Origin of the sequence: Neobacillus vireti (assembly GCF_036962465.1) — a bacterium.
GTDB classification, from domain to species: domain Bacteria; phylum Bacillota; class Bacilli; order Bacillales; family Cytobacillaceae; genus Neobacillus; species Neobacillus vireti_B.
The window spans coordinates 32,497-51,110 of record NZ_JBALNF010000058.1 but is presented as its reverse complement, the minus strand read 5'-3'; the positions used below and the strand labels follow the sequence as shown (position 1 = coordinate 51,110).

The window sequence follows — 18,614 nt, the reverse complement described above, 5'->3', positions numbered from 1 at the left end:
ATATATTACTATTAATTACATACTTTCTTACTTCAATACCTTTTGAAGTGAGGATAGAGGCGCAAAGACCATCAGTACGCTATATGAGGATAATGAGGTCCTATGACAATGGTGGAAAGGGGAATTTGCCGAAGCGGATAGGATCTCATTGGTCTTGAAGCTGGTTCTGTGTTGAAGAAGCACAGAATTGTCATATAGGAAACTATATGGAGGGCTATCTCACGCATAGGAACTTTATTTAGATGTTTCTACAGCAGCAGCGACCCTTCGTTGCTGCTTTTTTGCGTTGACATCAGATTGGCCTTACCCCTCTAATTTATTAAAAAATTACAAAGGGTGAGAAAAAATGGATTTTGGCCAAGTATTAACCGCAATGGTTACACCATTTGATCAAAATGGTGATGTAGATTTTAACGCCGCAAGATTGTTAGTTAACTATTTAATTGAAAATGGCACAGAAGGCTTAGTAGTATCCGGTACAACTGGTGAGTCCCCTACTCTAACATCGGAAGAAAAAGTAGCATTATTTAAATTAGTGGTTGAGGAAGCAGCCGGCCGGGTTCCTGTTATAGCTGGTACCGGCTCCAACAATACACGTGCCTCGATTCAATTAACGAAACTTGCTGCTGAAGCGGGTGTTGATGGTATTTTACTAGTTGTTCCCTATTACAACAAACCATCACAAGAAGGAATCTATCAACACTTTAAAGCGATTGCCGAATCAACAGTTTTACCAGTCATGCTGTATAATATCCCGGGGCGCTGTGGTGTTAACATGTCTGTTGATACCGTTGTTCGCCTCTCAAATATTCACAATATCGTGGCTGTTAAAGAAGCAAGCGGCAACTTAGATGCAATGGCAGACATCATAAGCAAGACTCCTGACCATTTCTCCCTTTATAGTGGGGATGATGGGTTAACTCTTCCAGTTTTAGCCATTGGCGGAACAGGAGTAGTATCGGTTGCTTCACACATAATCGGAAACAAAATGCAGGACATGGTGAAGAAATTTAAAAATGGTCAGCTTGAGGAAGCTGCAGCTGCACATCGCAAACTCCTCCCACTGATGAAGGGCTTATTTGCTGCACCAAACCCAACACCTGTAAAAGCCGCCCTAAATATGACCGGCATTTCTGTTGGTGAGGTACGCTTGCCATTGGTGCCATTAACTGATGAAGAAAAATTAACATTAGAGAAGCTGCTCCCAGCAGACAAACTTGTTAGTGTAAGTTAATAACCTGAGGCTGCCTTTTAAGGGCAGCTTATTTTTTTACCTATTTGTTTGGAAATTTCCTCTACAAATCTTCCTGTATGAAAGGAGAAAATTGCATGGATCAAAAAACAGCGATTGTAACGGGGTCATCGAGCGGATTTGGTTTACTCTGCGTAATTGAATTGGCTCTGAAGGGTTTTACCGTCATTGCAACAATGAGAGATACGAACAAAGCAAAGGCTTTAATCGAAGTCGCTAAAGAAAAGCAAGTGGAGAAGTACATTCAGGTTATATCGTTGGATGTTAATTCAAGTGATTCGATCCGACAGTTTAAACTATTCCTTGAAAACTACTCCCACATTGATGTACTGGTGAACAACGCTGGACTTGCTGTCGGAGGTTTTAGTGAGGAACTGTCAATGGAAGATTACCGGCGGCAATTTGAAACCAACTTTTTTGGAGTGATTGCCGTGACCAATGCCGTTCTGCCGATTATGCGTGCTAGAAAACAAGGCAGAATTATTAATATGAGCAGTATCAGCGGAAGAATTGGTTTTCCGGGTTTATCCGCTTATAGCGCATCTAAACATGCACTGGAAGGCTACAGCGAAAGTTTAAGGCTTGAAGTACGTCCCTTTGGAATTGATGTATCCTTAATCGAACCTGGTTCATACCAAACGAACATTTGGGCAAGCGTTGATCAACTCGAAAACAACCCGGATTCGCCTTATACCTTTTATATGGAAAGCCTCTTAAAAGAAATTAATAATGGCAAAGCCGATTATGGTGATCCAAGTGAAGTCGCTAAACTAGCCGCTCAGATAGCCTGCTCGACTGGAACACCTGACCTTCGTTATCCGATCGGCAAGGGAGTTAAGATGAATCTATTTCTTAAAAAGACACTGCCGTGGAAGTTTCTTGAATCCGCCATATTAAAGCGGCTTAAGCCTTGATTTGTCATGATGAATTCTGTTTGGTTGATTCTTCCATGATGACGGTACTATACTATGTATTGAATTACTATTAAGGAGGAGAAGAGATTGAATAGCTTACAATCCAGCACAACGCTACATAATGGTGTAAAGATGCCATGGTTTGGACTTGGGGTCTACAAAGTACCCGAGGGTGAAGTGGCTCTTGAATCCGTAAAAATGGCTATTAAAGCCGGTTATCGAAGCATCGATACAGCTGCACTTTATGAAAATGAAGAAAGCGTCGGTCAAGCCATTAAAGAATCAGGGGTTTCCCGAGAAGAACTTTTTATTACCACAAAAGTATGGAATAGCGATCAACGCAATGATTCAGTTGAAGAGGCTTTTGAGACAAGCTTGCGAAAGCTCGGCCTTGACTACGTTGATTTGTATTTAATTCACTGGCCGGTAAAGGAAAAATATAAAGACACATGGAAGGTCCTTGAGAAGCTATATAAAGAAAAGCGTGTTCGTGCGATTGGAGTTAGTAATTTTAACATCCACCACTTAGAAGATCTGATGTCTGTCGCGGAAATTAAGCCAATGGTGAATCAGGTGGAATTACATCCTCTTCATTCGCAGCCTGAACTGCGCAGCTATTGCCAACAACAACAGATTCAAATAGAGGCTTGGGCACCGCTTGGCCAAGGCAGACTGCTTGACCATCCTGTGCTACAGGAGATTGCTTCGGCCCACCACAAATCAATCGCACAAGTTATTTTACGCTGGGATATCCAGAATGAAATCGTAACAATACCAAAATCGATTCGTGAAAGCCGAATTAAAGAGAATGCCAATATCTTTGATTTCACCTTATCTCAGAGTGATATGGAAAAAATTAATGACCTTAATGAGAACCAACGCTTTGGTGCTGATCCGGATAATTTTAACTTTTAGTATGATAAGACTGTCCTTTCGGGCAGTCTTTTTATTTTTAATTGACTATGGATGGTCCTTTAAGGGTAAAGTGAAAGATAAATAAATTATTGTACGCAGGTGAAGAGTTTGAATCATTCTAGAAGCAGTAAAGATCTTTCCACTCACATGAAGAAAAATCTCTGGTCAGGGGTGCTTTTCGGAATTGGGCTCGTTGCTTTTGTTGACGAGACCATCTTTCATCAAATCCTTCATTGGCACCATTTTTATGATAAAGCCACAACAGCGGTTGGTTTGGTTTCGGATGGGATTTTCCATGCGTTTAGTTGGTTTTTTACGGTAGGCGGGTTATTTATGGTAGCAGATATTCGGCGCAGGAAGGTATGGCAGGCAAAAAAATGGGCGGCTGGTGTACTTCTTGGCGCAGGTGGTTTTCAATTATATGATGGGATTATCCAGCATAAACTGATGCGGCTCCATCAGATTCGCTACCACGTGAACCTCTTACCTTATGACATGGTTTGGCATATCACATCTGTTTTGATGCTGCTTATCGGCATCGTCCTTCTTATTCGTTCTGCTAAAAAATCGGGAGCTGATTCAGAACATGTTCAATAGTCAGCATATGGTACATAGCCATGGGTCCTTGGGTGCTGATTTTATCGCTATGCTGCCGTTCATTTTTGCCCTGGTGATTTATCTCAGTGCGGTTATTAAAAGTGCCCATTCCGGGAAAAACTGGCCTATTTACCGAATATTTATGTGGCTAATTGGTGTGTTCTGTGCTCTTGCCGCCGTTACGGGACCAATCGCAGTTCATGCCCATCACGATTTTACTGCACATATGCTTGGGCATTTGCTGCTCGGCATGCTGGCACCGCTTCTTATGGTTTTGGCGGCACCTATGACGCTGATTCTAAGAACTGTTAATGTGAGGCTGGCACGCCGCTTATCCTTAATTTTAAGGAGTAAATTTTTCCGGTTTGCAAGCAGCCCGTTGATTACTTCGTTTTTTAATATTGGTGGTCTTTGGCTGCTCTATTGCAGCACTCTATATCAAGAAATGCAGAATAATTTTGCGTTGCATGTGGTGATACATATCCATATATTTCTGGCTGGATATTTGTTTACTTCTTCGATGATTTATATTGACCCATCGCCACACCGAACGAGCTTCTTGTATCGTGCGATTGTGTGTGCGACCGCATTGTCGGGTCATGGGATTTTAGCCAAATATATTTATGCTCACCCACCTGTTGGAGTGCCTGCGGAACAGTCAAAAATGGCCGGAATATTTATGTACTATGGCGGAGACGTTGTTGAGCTTGTTTTCATTATTATATTTTGCTATCAGTGGTATAAGTCTGCGCGGCCAGTAAGAGCTGTACCATCCTACGAAGGCCAATAAAACGATTGTTTGACCGTTTGGATGGAGAGTCAGCTCACTTTCGATTTAAAAAAAGGTCTCACTGACCGTTACAATCAGAAAATCTCATTTTCGGGCAATGTCGGACCGGTTCATTGACCTTCCCAACTCAAAATACTCATTCTCAGGCAATGATCTGCCACTTCATTGACCATTCCAACCTTAAAATCTCACTCACAGGCAATGACAGTCCGGTTCATTGACCGAAGTACCAATAAACCTTTATACAAACACCCGCAGCTGCTTCCTAATCCCATCAACTAAATCCAAAGGTCCTACACCGTAACTAGATAAAGCCTCAGCCTTCTCTTCCCCCGCTCTCGCGTGCAAATAACTCGCAGCAACGAGTGCTTTAACAGCTGTTGCACCCTGCGCTAAAAACGAAGCAATCATCCCCGTCAACACATCCCCACTTCCACCCTTTCCAAGCGCATCATTACCATGCGGATTAATAAACACATCTCCATCTGGCGCAGCGATAACTGACCGATGTCCCTTTAATAGCAAATATACGCCGTAATCTCGGGCAAAAGCCTTCGCAATACCTATCCGATCCTCTTCCACCTCTTTAACCGTCATATTTAACAACCTCGCCATTTCTCCAGGATGGGGCGTAAAAATAATATCCCCTTTATATTCTCGGACTACTTCCAGCTCATTTCGAAGCAAAAACAATGCATCCGCATCCACCACAACCGGCTTGTTTGCTAAAAGAGACAACACAGATTTCATCCAAAACTCACCGCCAGGAAACCGGCTAATCCCCGGACCAATCGCCACACTCGTAAACGGATTCAATAAAGATGAAAGATGATCAATCGCCTCCACAGAAAAATGTCCTCCCTCATCTGGCAACGGTAAAAATAGTGACTCTGGATTTTGGGCTGCTGCCATAGGATAAATACTTTCAGGTACCGCTAATGTGACTAGTCCCGCCCCTGCATTCAGCGCCGCTTTTGCCGAAAAAATCGGTGCTCCGACATAGAACTTTGATCCCCCAACAACTAATACATGACCAAACGTCCCCTTATGACCATGCTTGGGTCTATGCGGAACCGAATGATTCACCAACTCTTTTGTTACTACCCGCGGCAGCGCCAGTCCCAGCTCCTCAACAATCGAAGGCGGCACCGAAATATCAACAGCCTTCCACTCTCCCACAAATTTAGGCCCATCCTGTAAAAAGAACCCTCTTTTAGGAAAAACAAACGTAATCGTCTTTGTTGCTTTAACCGCTGTTCCTTCCACTTTCCCGCTATCACTATTCATACCAGAAGGTATATCCACAGAGATAATTAATTTTCTTCCGCCATATTCATTAATCAGTGATATAACCGACGCAAAAGGTTCTCTGACTGGTCCGCTTATACCTGTTCCTAATAGGGCGTCAACAATGAGATCTGCCTGATTCATTTCGGATTTAACCATTTCAAGCGAACTTTCATGAAGATAAAGAATCGGTAACTGACGATTTCGATACACATCAAAATGCACTTTGGCATCTCCTTTAATCCGCTCAGGAGGTACCACCAAACATAACAAGAGGTCAAACCCTAAATCATATAGTCTTCGTGCAATCACAAACCCATCGCCGCCATTATTCCCGCTGCCAGCAAGGATCATCACACGTGGATTTACATGAGTAGAACTTGCCACAATCTCTTCCACTACCCTTGCCCCCGCATTTTCCATCAAGACAACACCAGGCAATCCAAGTTTGTCAATCGTATAGTGATCCAGTTGCTGCATTTCCTTTTGTCCTGCAACCCACATAAAAACACACTCCTTTTTCCGGCCTTTTCCCCTATTATAAACCTTTCCCAAGTGGATGACAGTTTCGACCCACACGTATTCTTAGAAACAAATAGGATAAATTATATACGAGCATCTGTATAGCTGCTCAAAAAAATCGTCGGGAGTGATGTATCATGGGTAGAAACAAACTTTTGGTTCCTGGTTCAGGCGATGTCCTTAATCAAATGAAAGAGGAAATTGCCAATGAGTTTGGAGTTCAACTTGGTGCTGATACGACCGCACGAGCAAACGGCTCAGTTGGGGGCGAAATGACCAAACGGTTAGTCGCTTATGCTGAGCAGGCTCTTCGAAATCAACAAGGTCAATAGCCTTGGAGATTTTAAAAGGGTGTCCAACTTTGGACACCCTCCTAAAACAATAGTTAATTGGCAAACAGAACTTTAATTTCACTCTCCGCTTCAACCATCCTGCCAAATCGATATCCCTCAATCAGCACATGACGTTCATGATCGGTTAAACGGCGGTTCCATTTGGTTTCTAAATAAAGAATGACATCATTATATAAAATTTCCGGATACTCAAAAGGGGTATTCATCAAATACTTCTCCTCCTTTTCTTAATCGCCTTTGTCTTATCCATCATGTCCAAAATCTCGACTATTTAAAAAGGATGTCCGCAACATTTGGCGAAAAATCATAAACGAGATTTGGAATAATCCCTTTTATCATAAATTATGCAAGATATCAAAAGTTGTATAGTGCAATCGCCATAGGAAAGAATCATTATTTTTTTAAAATAGGGAATAATAGTTGTGAAACTGGTTGAAAACTATGTAAACTCACAAAAACTGGTTAATATTTATTATATTATAGGAAAGCGGTGAATGTGTTTATGAATCAGGATTTTTCGATTAATCATGAACAGATACCTAACTTCAAAAGTCATGAAGAAGCACGGACTTATTTTAAAAATCTATACGGTGATCGTTTTTTATTAAGAGGAACCGATATCCGTAATGGTACAAAGATAACCATGTATCATTTAGTCAAGAATCCTGAAGTGTATCAGCCCTATATGGAAAGTTTTTCTCATGAAATCCAACATGAAATCACGAACATGGATGTTTTTAAAAGCTACAACACGATTGAAATCGATGAAAACGGAAACGTTCATTTCCAATCCTAAACAGCAAAAAGGAAGGCATACTTACTGCCTTCCCTCTTTGGTATCACATGGTGGTTTCTTTCCCGGCTATTTTTCGGATGAAATGTATAATGAAAGTACTTAAGAAGATTCCGATAAGAATACTAAAAAACACAAACTCATCCATATGGAATCCAAAGGCTGAAACAATCATCTTCACACCAATAATTGCCACAAGGATAAAAGCGGTTGTCTCGAATTCAGGGACTTTTTCGATTAAGGCAAGGAAAAGGTGCGCAACCCCCCGCATCATTAAAATGCCGATAATTCCTCCTAGCAGCAAAATCCACTCTTGGTTGGAGACACCAAACGCGGCAATGACACTATCAAAACTAAAGGCAATGTCCATCAGCTCCACCGTTAACACGGTCCTCCAAAAGCCCTTTTTTCGGCTTTGAACTTCATCATCCTGCTCATTTTTGTTTAAAAGATTTTGAAAAACAATCCAAAGCAGATAGTGCCCCCCGATAATCTTGATCCAAGGGATCGTAGTTAAAGTTACCCCAATTCCAATCGCGATTACCCGAAAAAAATAGGCCCCGAATATCCCATAAAATAAGGCTTTTTTTTGCTGTTTCTTTGGAAGGTGTTTGACCATTACTGCTAAAACAAGGGCATTATCAGCAGACAGCAGGCCTTCAAGAATAATCAAGGTACCAATAACTCCCCAGCTTGCTGGATTCGTAAATACCTCTTTAAAGGCCTCCAATGAAAAAATCGTACCATAACTATTTAAAATTTCTTGTAAGAAGTCCATCTGAATCTATGTCTCCCTTTCCCATTCCAAGTAGTTTGTCCCAAAATCAACAAGTTTGTCTCCCTACTTAAATGTATGAAAGGCAGTTGAATATATGACATACATTCTGTTTAGCAAAAAAGCCTGTACTCTCCTTTAAAAAGTACAGGCAAAATTTCTATTCTTTTATTAAGCCAATAAACCGTTCAACGACCCCATCTACAAATTTAACAGTTGCTTCGTCTGTTAGTCTGCCAGTTTTCTCATCAAATTTATCCATAGCTTGATTAATAAGAATCTCATTCCCAACAGGCGATAAAAGCTTTACCTGTAATGCCGTTAATATTTGACGCAATTGAAGCTGCGCACGCAACGTTCCCATCAGCCCTGTCGCAGCACCAGCTATCATAACTGGCTTGCCAATTAACACCTTATCTACACGAGATAACCAATCAAGTGCATTCTTTAATACTCCAGGAATCGACCAGTTGTATTCCGGAGTAATAATAATTACACCGTCCGCTTCTTTTACTTTACTTTTGAACTCTACGACTGTTGCTGCAGGATTTAATTCCTCATCCTGGTTATAGTGCGGAAGGACGCCAAGATCTAAGACTTCTAAATCAAACTTAGCTGCGAATCGTTCCTGAATCGTCTGGGCCAATTGCTTATTAAATGAATCTTTTCGTAAACTGCCTACAAGTGCAACGATTTTCATTTTTTATCCACCTTTGTTTATGTAATAAATTAATTATAGAAATAGTTATTTTGATTATCAAATTTCTTGCTCATTGTAAAAAGCCGATTTCTAATTGAAACCGGCTTTTTACTTATTTAAAGATTGTCGCTACAACCTGATCGTAGGTCATCTTACTGTCAACCACGAACACACCTGGTTTTAATTTGTTTTCCAGCTTTTTCGCTTCAATATCCTTTGAAAAATCAAAGGCATTCTTAACGATATTCGCTGCTACTAGAGCTCTTCCAATATCAATGCTAGTCATACCATCGGTAACATTGACAACGACACGTGTTACAGGTTTAGTCGTATCAGCAGCGGCAGGAGCCGCTTTCGCTTGGACAGATGTCTTGGCATCCTGCACTTGCTTATCATTTTCAGCTTTTGTTTGAACAACGTAGCCCTCTGCTTGAAGCTGCGCTTTCATCTCTGCCTCGGTAGGTTGAACCTTCTTAGTTGATGTGGTTACAGACGGTTTAACTGTCACATTGGCAGGGTCACTTTTTCCAGATAGATACACAGAGCCACAAATCGTGGTTGCGATCAGCATTCCGGCTGCAAAGCTGCTAAGTAAGTTAATTTTCATTTGCAACCTTTCTCCCTTCTTTTATTGTCTGGTAAGGAGCAAGCATTTTTTCGAGTTCATTTACACTTACCTGTTTCATCTCAGCAATGCTTTCAGTTGAGTAATTACGGTTTTTTAAATCAAGTACTTCACGCATGAAGACTTTGTCTTCAGCAGAAAGTTGAACTCCTGCTTCCTTCATAACTACTTCGAGATCAAGTTCAATATTTCTAATCGAATCCTGAATTGCATTGATTTCCTTCATTGTGGAAATATGAATTAAATCAATTTGATTATGTTCTGCCTTCGATTGTTTTGATGTCTTTGAAATTGATAGTACTAGCAATATAATTGAAATCCCAAACAATCCGGCTAAAGTCCATTCCATCATGTGATTAACCTCCAATAGTTTCTAACAATTACTTATTATACAACCAATCTAGTATTTTTGCCTATTTTTACTGCAAAATACGGAAAAAGTCGGAGGATTTTGGCAATTTGCGGCGAATTAGGTAAAGTTATCATTCTATTTTTCTTACATTTTCTATGACTTTCGCTAAAATTACTCATTAAAAAAGCGATGAGAAATAATCCTCATCGCTTCGCTTTTTATTTTATAAATTAAAAATTTGATCAATTTCTTGGATTTCTGTTTGTGTTAATTGAATGTCTAATGTTTTAAGATTATGAAGAACCTGTTCTGGCTGTTTTGCACCAGGGATGATGACATCAATAGCTTCACGGGTTAAATACCAGGCGAGGACAACATGGGCCACTTCAGCTCCTTTATCATTGGCCATTTTACGATCATCTCCTTTTTTGTTTACGATAGCAGATTCATCATCTTAGACGGACCAATTGGCTTAAAAAATAAGGCTTCGTAACTCCTCATCCGTAAATTGGCCCTTTATTCCTTGTTTACTTCGAAAATAACGATAAATCTCCTCATTTGAATAGTCCTCTTTTAGTCCTTTAATAATTGTTTTCAAGTAAGAATATGAAGGCTTTACCCATTCCACATCATTCATTTCCCATGGTGCTGTAAAAGTAAAAATGGGATGCCCCTTTTCTTCTCCCAAATACAAGATATTTCCATACCAAGCATTCCTTCGGAAAATCTTTGAACAGTCTTTCATGACTTCATCCAAATTCAAATCAATCTCTAGACCATTATTTTCCTGACTAACTATATCTTTAAACTGTTCCAACGTGATTAAGTATTTTTTACTGTATGTTTCAACATTCGGTTCCGGGGTTAAACCAATAAAAGCAACCCCTTTTGATTCCCATTTAGCTGCTTCTTTTGCAAAGTAAAGCGGAAAATTCATCGTGAAAGTGGACGAATCCATCGGGAGTGAATTATCTTTACAACCTGTTTCAACCTTTGAAGACCCTTCTGGTTTGCCGCCTTTTATATAACATAAAAAACGGTCGTTATTCATATTTGATCCATAGCTTGCATACCAGACATACTTTTCTTTCATCATTACCACCCAGTTTCTACCTATTTCTTTTATTTTACCACTAAAGATTTGTTATTAGATCACTGCTTATGATTCCGCAAGCATTAGTTAAGACTATAGCTAATCATTCCTTTTCCAATAGGAGGGCAACATGAAACTAACCGATGTAATCGTAGAATGCTTAGAAAACGAAGGGGTTGAATACGTTTTTGGAATCGTTGGCACCGAGACACTTGATCTCGCATATTCCTTATCCAAATCAACTCAAATTCAGTATGTAAATGTCAGACACGAGCAAGGTGCAGCATTTATGGCCGATGTGTATGGAAGATTAGCAGCCAAGGCAGGCGTCTGTTTATCAACACTTGGTCCCGGAGCAGCAAACCTCGTTACAGGAATAGCCAGCGCCCAGCTCGACCATTCTCCATTAGTGGCATTGATTGGCCAAGCAGGTATCGAACGGCACCATCACGAATCACATCAGTACATTGATATCATCAAGCTGCTTGAACCGGTAACAAAATGGAACACACAAATTGTAGATGGCCAAACCATTCCCACCGTTATCCGCAAAGCATTTAGATTAGCCATAATGGAGAAACCGGGTTCCGTCGCCATCACCTTGCCAGAAAACTTTGCGGCCGATCAAATGACAAAAACACCTTTACCTGTTACGTCTTTACCAGAAATAATTCCTGATAGGGAGTCGGTCAAAGAAGCAATTAATCTTATTCACGCCTGTAAAAAGCCCTTCATCATAATTGGAAACGGAGTCATTAGGCAGGAGGCCTCACAAGAGTTAAAGACGTTCATCCATACCCTTCAATCCCCTTCCGCCCATAGCTTCATGGCAAAAGGGGCATTACCGCAAAACGACCCGCTAAATTTTTATACCTTCGGGTTCAAAGAAAACGATGCTGTCCTCCCTGGTATTCAAGAAGCGGACCTGTTAATTGTTATCGGCTTCGATTTCGTCGAACAACTGCCAAATGCCTGGAATAAAAACAAACTCCCAGTTTTACATATTGATACCTTACCTGCTGAGGTGAACGAATATTATCCGGTAAAGGGCGAGCTCGTCGGAAATATAAAGAAAACACTTCATGCTTTAAACCAAGAGGCGTTACCTGCAAAATCATGGAGTCCAACGGGGGGCCTTCAAACAAAAATAAGAACAAATTATCAAATCAATAAACAACCAGATGAATCACTATCTATCGAAAATGTTCTCAAGCTGATTGAAGAGCATTCCCCCGAGGACACCATACTAGTTTCCGATGTCGGCGCTCATAAGGTATCAATCGCCAAAACCTATCAGCCTAAAAGTCCGAACCGGGTCATTGTCTCAAATGGCCTTGCTTCCATGGGGATTGCAATTCCCGGATCCATTGGTGCTAAACTCGCACGACCAAACGAACCGGTTATTTGTATTACCGGTGACGGTGGTGCCCTCATGAATTTTGCAGAAATCGAAACGGCCAGACGTCTTGGACTCTCCTTTACCATTATCGTTTTGGATGATTCAATGTTAAAGCTTGAAGTCAGGCAAATGAACAAGAAGTTTGGCGAAAGCTATGGGGTAACCTTTCAAAACCCTGATTTTGTCCAACTGGCCCAAAGTTTTGGAGTTAAGGGTCTACGTCCAACTACCATCACCGAATTAGATACGATACTAAAAGAACCACAAAAAGAGATTGTGCTCATCGACCTTGTTTCCCAAAATCCCAAGTAGATTGGAATATAGTAAAAAAAAGCAATGCTTTGAACCATTAAAGGTTTGGGCATTGCTTTTTTTGTTATACAACAAATTTATCTGTACTACATCAACCCATAAATAAAATTGTAACTGATTTTTACAAATTCTAACTTACCTTGAATAGATCGCTACTATAAAGAGATTCCTATTTTTGAAATAAAAATTCTGTTGTAACTAATTTTGCATCCTGTTACAATAGCATCATAGAATTTATAGAAAATTTATAAAATTCTAATTGTTATCTGTCGATCAGATTGGGGGAGTGCTTGTTGTCAAAATTACCAAAAGTGAATGAATTAGGGTTCTTTGAAATCCGTCTCGAATCGATTGGCGGTTTAGGCGCCAACCTGGCCGGAAAGATGCTTTCCGAGGATGGGGTTGTTGGAAATGGACTCAATGGAGTCGGCTTTTCATCCTATGGATCCGAGAAAAAAGGATCGCCCGTAAAAGCACATATTCGTTTTTGTGATCCGGAAACTAATATACGCGACACCACACCAATAGAACGTCCACATGTTGTCGGCATTTTCCATGATGCCCTTTTCAAAACGATCGATTGTACAAGTGGGATCTACCCCGATAGCACCATCTTAGTAAACTCACAAAAATCTCCTGACGAACTCAAACTAGCTATGAAAATTCCTGGTGGAACCATCGCAATCGTGGATGCAACAGGGATAGCCCTCGAAGAGCAGACCAAGGCAAATACCGCCATGCTTGGGGCACTATATCGAATCTTAGATTTCTTAGACCCTGAGTCGATGAGGCAGACTATTCGCCGCACTTTCGAAAAGAAATATCCACATCTCGTCGAGCCAAACATCCGCACCTTCAACCGCGGTTTTAATGAAGTCCAATTCCAAACCTACTTAGTAGATGAACAGACACCAATTATTCCATTTAAACGGGCAGAACCGCTGCTCGGGTATGAAACCCAGCCTATCGGCGGGACCATCATTAATCCAGGAAACAGTATTTTAAAGGACTTAAGCATTTCTCGTGCCGGAATGCTGCCGCATTTTCATGATGACAAATGTATTAATTGTGCTGCCTGCGATACAGCCTGCCCAGACTTTTGCTTTGTTTGGGAAGAAAAAGCGGATAAACGAGGCCGCCCGCAAATGTTCCTGCAAGGGATTGACTATCAATATTGTAAGGGTTGTTTGAAATGTGTTCATGCTTGTCCTGTTGAGGCATTAACGAGTGAACGGGAATACAATGACGGCTATGCCGATCAAAACCGTGTGCCGCACTTATTTGATTTAGCGATTCGAAACTAAGGAAAGGGCGGGGAATTCATGTCTATCGAAATAAACCAAGAAAATATTACCGTTCCTAAAGGAACCATTGAACAAAGTATTGTGTTTGAATCTGGTAATGAAATGGCTGCCTATGCAGCCCATCAAATAAATTATCATGTAATGGGCTATTATCCGATCTCGCCTTCGACCGAGGTTGCACAGTTCCTTGATGGAATGAAAGCAAAAGGCGAACATGATATCGTGTTAATTCCTGCCGACGGAGAGCACGGCTCAGCCGGTATTTGTTACGGTGCAGCAACTGGGGGCGGACGTGTCTTCAACGCGACGAGTGCCAATGGCTTTCTATATATGTTAGAGCAGCTCCCTGTTCAATCTGGTACCCGTTTTCCAATGGTATTGAATTTGGTCAACCGCTCTGTGTCTGGACCGTTAAATATTCATGGTGATCATTCCGATCTCTATTTTGCGTTAAACACCGGCTGGCCGATCTTGATGGCCCGTGATCCGCAAATTGTTTATGATATGAACATTATCGCCATTAAACTAGCAGAAGATCCTGAAGTCCGCCTGCCGGTCATCGTCTCGTTTGACGGTTATTTCACCTCCCACCAGAAGCGGCGGGTCCAGGTTATGAAGAACCGTGCGGATGTGCAAAAATTTATTGGCGAGCCGCCAAGGAACTTCCCACATGCTTTAGACCGGGAAAATCCAGTTACAATCGGACCGTATATGAACGAACCTGACTATATTAATAACTGTTACCAACAATCAGAGGCGATGTATAAAGCGGAGCATGTGTTCGAAAGAATATCCCATGAATATGCAGAATTAACCGGGCGGGAATATCCTGTTCTTGATTTGTATCGGATGGATGATGCCGAGGTTGCGGTATTTATGTTAAACTCTGCTGCTGAAGTATGTAAAGATGTCGCCGACAAACTGCGTGCACAAGGCATCAAGGCTGGAGTCATCTCTCCTAACATGATCCGGCCCTTCCCGCAGCAAAAATTAGCGGAAGCATTAAAAAATATAAAAGCGATTACAGTGGGTGACCGGGCGGATTCCTATGGTGCTCATGGAGGAAATATGGCCCTTGAGGTTAGAGCAGCACTGCAAACCGTTGGCAATTCTCATACAAAGGTCGTAAACAGGGTCTACGGATTAGGTGGTAAGGATTTCTATGCTGATGAAGCAGAGTTGTTTTTTCAATTAGCTCAAGATGCGGCAGATAAAGGGTTCGTTGAAAAACCATTCGACTACTTTGGCCATAATCCCGGTAAAGCCGAATTCGCACCGAAGCGCGTCTTAAATCCAATGAAAAAAGAAGATTTGAATACGGGATTAATCACCGTCACCCCTGATGAGAAAACCGGAGAATTAAAGGTGAAAATTCCGCCATTACGAAGCTTAACGAAAAAGCCAAAACGACTTGCCTCCGGTCACGGTGCGTGCCCTGGATGCGGAATATTCTCAGGCTTAGAGTTATTTTTTAAAGGAATTGAAGGAGATATTGTCGCCTTATTCCATACAGGCTGTGCGATGGTCGTCACCACCGGCTTCCCTTACAGTTCCCATAAAGCAACCTATATTCATAATCTCTTCCAAAATGGTTCGGCTACATTATCCGGTCTTGTGGAAATGTTCCATGAGCGAAAACGCCGTGGTGAATTAGATGAACTGGGGCTATCCGATGATTTTACCTTTGTAATGGTGACTGGTGATGGCGGGATGGATATCGGAATGGGTCCGGCAATTGGAACCGCACTCCGGAACCACAAAATGATCATCCTTGAGTATGATAATGAAGGCTACATGAATACAGGCAGCCAGCTCTCCTATTCGACGCCGATGGGACATATGACAAGCACCTCAAGTGTCGGTGCCTTCCAAAAAGGAAAACCGTTTCATCACAAAGATACCGCGCAAATTATGGCGGCAACCCACATCCCTTATGTCTTTACGGGAACGGAAGCTTTTGACCGGGATCTTTTGAAAAAGGCGGCTAAAGCCCAATGGTATGCTCAAAATGAAGGCTTGGTTTACGGAAAAATTCTAATTACCTGTCCGTTGAACTGGAAATCGAAGGATGAATTAGGACAGTCGATTGTCGAGGCGGCTGTAAACTCCTGTTTCTTCCCGCTTTACGAGGTAGAACGGGGTATCACCACCATTACTTATGATCCAGAGGCTAAAAACAAACGATTACCTACTACCGATTGGCTGCAAATGATGGGGAAAACCAAGCATTTGTTAAAGGAAGACAGCCAAGACCTGTTGAAAATGTTTAATGATGAAGTGGAGCGCCGCTGGATGAGGCTGAAGGCGAAGCATGAAAGTCCATATTTATAAATGCTGAAATAATTGAAAATGTTTAGTTTCGCTGATATATGCAAAAAAGTGCTGATAAATGCTTTAAAATCGCCGATAAAATTAAAAAAACGCTGATATACGCTTAAAAAGCGCTGAAAAAGTCTACAGTTAAGAAAATCCCGCTGCGAGCATTCTCACAGCGGGATTTTTTTATTCAAACAAAGGACTTACTGCTTTTTCATTATGAATACGTTCAATTGCATCAACCATTAAGGGAGCAACCGACAATGTGGTGATTTTATCGATCCGCTTATCTTCAGTCATTTCTATCGTATTGGTAACGACCAATTCCTTAATTGGAGATGATTCAATGCGACTAATCGCTTCAGCAGAAAAGACAGGATGGGTACAGCATGCATAAATCGATTTTGCTCCCCGCTCCGCTAACGCATTGGCAGCCAAAGTAATCGTTCCAGCTGTATTAATTAAATCATCAATGATAATAGCATTTTTGCCCTCGATATTTCCAATCACATGCATGATTTCAGAAACACCCGATTCGGACTGTCTACGATCAATTAAGGCAATAGGTGCATTTAATATACTCGCTAGTTTCCTTGCTCTGATAACCGCACCATTATGCGGGGCAACAACAACGACATCTTCTAATCCTTTTTTCTCAAAATAATTTCCGAGGATTGGATTAGCGATCAGGTGATCGACCGGTATGTCAAAAAAGCCTTGTAATTGTGGTGCATGAAAGTCCATTGTAAGTACCCTTGATGCACCCGTTGTCTCTAAAAGTCTTGCCACTAACTTCGCTGTAATTGGCTCACGAGGTTTAGCTGTACGGTCTTGGCGAGCATAGCCATAGTATGGGATTACAACGTTGATCATTTTTGCTGACGCTCGTTTCAAGGCATCCACCATCACCAAGAGCTCCATAATATTGTCATTGATCGGCTGCGAAGTCGATTGCACCAAAAATACATCACTTCCCCGAACACTTTCTTCAATATTTATTTGGATTTCACCATCACTAAATTGTTTGACAGAACTCTTACCTAATTCACAGCCCAAAAGCTGAGCCATTTCTTCAGCTAGCTCACGATTCGAATTTAATGAAAACATCTTAAAGCTTTTCTTCAGTTGATATGTCACCTTTGATCCCCCATGATATGTTATTGATTCATTATTAGCGCTTGTCCATTATCTTATTCTACATGAAGAGAAGGCTCCAGGGTAGAATTAATACTTAAAAATTTACAAAAAAGAAACACAATTCTTTCACAAGTCTTACTCCTATCCAGGGAAAAGCAAGCAAGATATCAAGGAATCCAGCCTGCTATTTGTGAGATCGTTATCACAATTTCAATCAAAATGAGAATGACGACAATCCATTCGACGAATAATCCGCGAATGGAATGGCTAATCGTTGAGAAACCATCAATGATGTTATATAAAATTTCCGTTTTACTTTTTAATATTTTATGACGATCGTTAAGTTCAAAAAAATCGATCATTTTGTCGTAAAATTCACTGGCATTACTGCTTGCCCAAGTAATGTCAGGCTTATCTAAAATCATAATATACGCAAGCGTGTTATAGTCATGACGGAGTATCTTCGCTGTTGTTCTTGCCAGTTCTTTATTGCCTATCCTTAGCTTCCCCTTTTCAAGACGGTCAATCATCGTTTCAAGCCTATCATGAATGACACCTAATTGTTCCTCTGTTTTTTCCAATGCAACCGATTTTGCGAGGACAGTAGAAATTAATTCCGGGTAAAAAGGCTCATATTCAGGGACCACGACATATTCATCGGTCAATTCAAGGGTTTCTGTTTCACTTATGTGGAGGCTATAATCGTCTGAATACCTGCCAATGTTTTTTAAATCCATTTCCGGCTCAAAGGATTGGAGGTATTTCAGCAACACTTTAATCTCTTCATCATTCGAGTGATTAATAAATACAACACTTCCAAACGAAAAAAGTAAGACACTTTTCGAATTGTCCACATCTTTACCAAGAATGGATTGAAGGATGTTTCCTCTTAGTATTAAAGGTTCCTCCCACGTAAATTTTTTGGGAATTCCGCATTGTAAAGCGATTTTGTTTAGATCAATTTCATTGGTGATGGCTATGGCTTTAAACGAAAAATCCAACATTTTTATCACTCTTTCACAGATTGGTCACCCTTTAATTTAATTCTATTTTTGGAAACAAATCAATACAGTTAGTTAATTTGAATGAATTTGTTATTATAGTAATTCCCTAATTTTATAATTTGGGGCACAAAAACCCAAGGTAGCAGAAAAAGCTGCTCCCTTGGGTTCAACCAA

19 protein-coding genes, 1 pseudogene and 1 riboswitch are annotated in these 18,614 nt (G+C 41.0%); of the genes and pseudogenes, 10 read left to right on the top strand and 10 right to left on the bottom strand.

Annotated features, from left to right (window positions below; translation table 11 throughout):
• Positions 1–46: 46 nt before the first annotated feature.
• Positions 47–225, top strand: a riboswitch (Lysine riboswitch).
• A 121-nt stretch (positions 226–346) separates the two neighbouring features.
• The 5 genes from dapA (at position 347) to V7077_RS21660 (ending at position 4,468) form a co-directional block, all read left to right on the top strand.
• A complete protein-coding gene (gene dapA / locus V7077_RS21680; RefSeq protein WP_335505777.1) occupies positions 347–1,234 on the top strand; it encodes a 4-hydroxy-tetrahydrodipicolinate synthase in 888 nt (295 codons plus the stop codon).
• A gap of 95 nt (positions 1,235–1,329) precedes the next feature.
• Entirely contained in the window at positions 1,330–2,166 is an 837-nt protein-coding gene (locus V7077_RS21675; protein ID WP_335505775.1) for an SDR family oxidoreductase, read from the top strand.
• 132 nt (positions 2,167–2,298) lie between these two features.
• Entirely contained in the window at positions 2,299–3,081 is a 783-nt protein-coding gene (locus V7077_RS21670) for an aldo/keto reductase (protein ID WP_335505783.1), read from the top strand.
• A gap of 147 nt (positions 3,082–3,228) precedes the next feature.
• The gene (locus V7077_RS21665; protein ID WP_335505781.1) at positions 3,229–3,678 is read left to right on the top strand and encodes a DUF2243 domain-containing protein; all 450 of its coding nucleotides are present in this window, start codon (positions 3,229–3,231) and stop codon (positions 3,676–3,678) included.
• Positions 3,668–4,468 carry a cytochrome c oxidase assembly protein gene (locus V7077_RS21660; protein WP_335505773.1) on the top strand — a complete coding sequence of 267 codons (801 nt, stop codon included), beginning with the start codon at positions 3,668–3,670 and terminating at the stop codon, positions 4,466–4,468. The genes V7077_RS21665 and V7077_RS21660 overlap by 11 nt, the downstream gene beginning before the upstream one ends.
• A 240-nt stretch (positions 4,469–4,708) precedes the next feature.
• On the opposite strand, the gene V7077_RS21655 is transcribed toward V7077_RS21660, so the two are convergent.
• Positions 4,709–6,259 (bottom strand): NAD(P)H-hydrate dehydratase, encoded by a 1,551-nt coding sequence (locus V7077_RS21655; protein WP_335505771.1) that lies wholly within the window; start codon positions 6,257–6,259, stop codon positions 4,709–4,711.
• Positions 6,260–6,414: 155 nt separating this feature from the next.
• Here V7077_RS21655 and V7077_RS21650 point away from each other — a divergent pair, with 155 nt between their 5' ends.
• Positions 6,415–6,609: an alpha/beta-type small acid-soluble spore protein gene (locus V7077_RS21650; protein ID WP_098533645.1), complete on the top strand. Its 195-nt coding sequence runs from the start codon at positions 6,415–6,417 to the stop codon at positions 6,607–6,609.
• Between the two features lie 53 nt (positions 6,610–6,662).
• Here the strand turns inward: V7077_RS21650 and V7077_RS21645 are convergent, their stop codons facing one another.
• Complete coding sequence (locus tag V7077_RS21645; protein WP_335505768.1) at positions 6,663–6,836, bottom strand: hypothetical protein; 174 nt, start codon at positions 6,834–6,836, stop codon at positions 6,663–6,665.
• A gap of 296 nt (positions 6,837–7,132) precedes the next feature.
• Here V7077_RS21645 and V7077_RS21640 point away from each other — a divergent pair, with 296 nt between their 5' ends.
• Positions 7,133–7,426, top strand: a complete 294-nt coding sequence (locus V7077_RS21640; protein ID WP_335505765.1) for a hypothetical protein — start codon at positions 7,133–7,135, stop codon at positions 7,424–7,426.
• Positions 7,427–7,469: 43 nt separating this feature from the next.
• Here V7077_RS21640 and V7077_RS21635 read toward each other — a convergent pair whose 3' ends face one another.
• The 6 genes and pseudogenes from V7077_RS21635 to V7077_RS21610 all read right to left on the bottom strand — a co-directional run bounded on the left by V7077_RS21635 (position 7,470) and on the right by V7077_RS21610 (position 10,968).
• The gene (locus V7077_RS21635; RefSeq protein WP_335505763.1) at positions 7,470–8,201 is read right to left on the bottom strand and encodes a DUF475 domain-containing protein; all 732 of its coding nucleotides are present in this window, start codon (positions 8,199–8,201) and stop codon (positions 7,470–7,472) included.
• A gap of 157 nt (positions 8,202–8,358) precedes the next feature.
• A complete protein-coding gene (locus tag V7077_RS21630; RefSeq protein ID WP_335505761.1) occupies positions 8,359–8,898 on the bottom strand; it encodes an NADPH-dependent FMN reductase in 540 nt (179 codons plus the stop codon).
• 112 nt (positions 8,899–9,010) lie between these two features.
• Positions 9,011–9,505 (bottom strand): aminodeoxychorismate lyase, encoded by a 495-nt coding sequence (locus tag V7077_RS21625; protein WP_335505759.1) that lies wholly within the window; start codon positions 9,503–9,505, stop codon positions 9,011–9,013.
• The gene (locus V7077_RS21620; protein ID WP_335505757.1) at positions 9,495–9,875 is read right to left on the bottom strand and encodes a hypothetical protein; all 381 of its coding nucleotides are present in this window, start codon (positions 9,873–9,875) and stop codon (positions 9,495–9,497) included. Before V7077_RS21620 ends, V7077_RS21625 begins: the two co-directional genes overlap by 11 nt.
• A gap of 223 nt (positions 9,876–10,098) precedes the next feature.
• Positions 10,099–10,290 (bottom strand): annotated as a pseudogene (locus V7077_RS21615) (aldo/keto reductase); the annotation flags it as partial.
• Between the two features lie 57 nt (positions 10,291–10,347).
• A complete protein-coding gene (locus V7077_RS21610; protein WP_335505755.1) occupies positions 10,348–10,968 on the bottom strand; it encodes a hypothetical protein in 621 nt (206 codons plus the stop codon).
• A 130-nt stretch (positions 10,969–11,098) separates the two neighbouring features.
• Here V7077_RS21610 and V7077_RS21605 point away from each other — a divergent pair, with 130 nt between their 5' ends.
• The 3 genes from V7077_RS21605 to V7077_RS21595 all read left to right on the top strand — a co-directional run bounded on the left by V7077_RS21605 (position 11,099) and on the right by V7077_RS21595 (position 16,314).
• A complete protein-coding gene (locus tag V7077_RS21605; RefSeq protein ID WP_335505753.1) occupies positions 11,099–12,679 on the top strand; it encodes an acetolactate synthase large subunit in 1,581 nt (526 codons plus the stop codon).
• 293 nt (positions 12,680–12,972) lie between these two features.
• On the top strand, positions 12,973–13,983 hold the full coding sequence (locus V7077_RS21600) for a 2-oxoacid:acceptor oxidoreductase family protein (RefSeq protein ID WP_335505751.1): 1,011 nt from the start codon (positions 12,973–12,975) through the stop codon (positions 13,981–13,983).
• Positions 13,984–14,001: 18 nt separating this feature from the next.
• Positions 14,002–16,314 carry a thiamine pyrophosphate-dependent enzyme gene (locus V7077_RS21595; protein ID WP_335505748.1) on the top strand — a complete coding sequence of 771 codons (2,313 nt, stop codon included), beginning with the start codon at positions 14,002–14,004 and terminating at the stop codon, positions 16,312–16,314.
• A gap of 171 nt (positions 16,315–16,485) precedes the next feature.
• On the opposite strand, the gene V7077_RS21590 is transcribed toward V7077_RS21595, so the two are convergent.
• Complete coding sequence (locus V7077_RS21590) at positions 16,486–17,436, bottom strand: ribose-phosphate diphosphokinase (RefSeq protein WP_335505746.1); 951 nt, start codon at positions 17,434–17,436, stop codon at positions 16,486–16,488.
• 167 nt (positions 17,437–17,603) lie between these two features.
• Entirely contained in the window at positions 17,604–18,440 is an 837-nt protein-coding gene (locus V7077_RS21585) for an RMD1 family protein (protein WP_335505744.1), read from the bottom strand.
• Positions 18,441–18,614 lie beyond the last annotated feature (174 nt).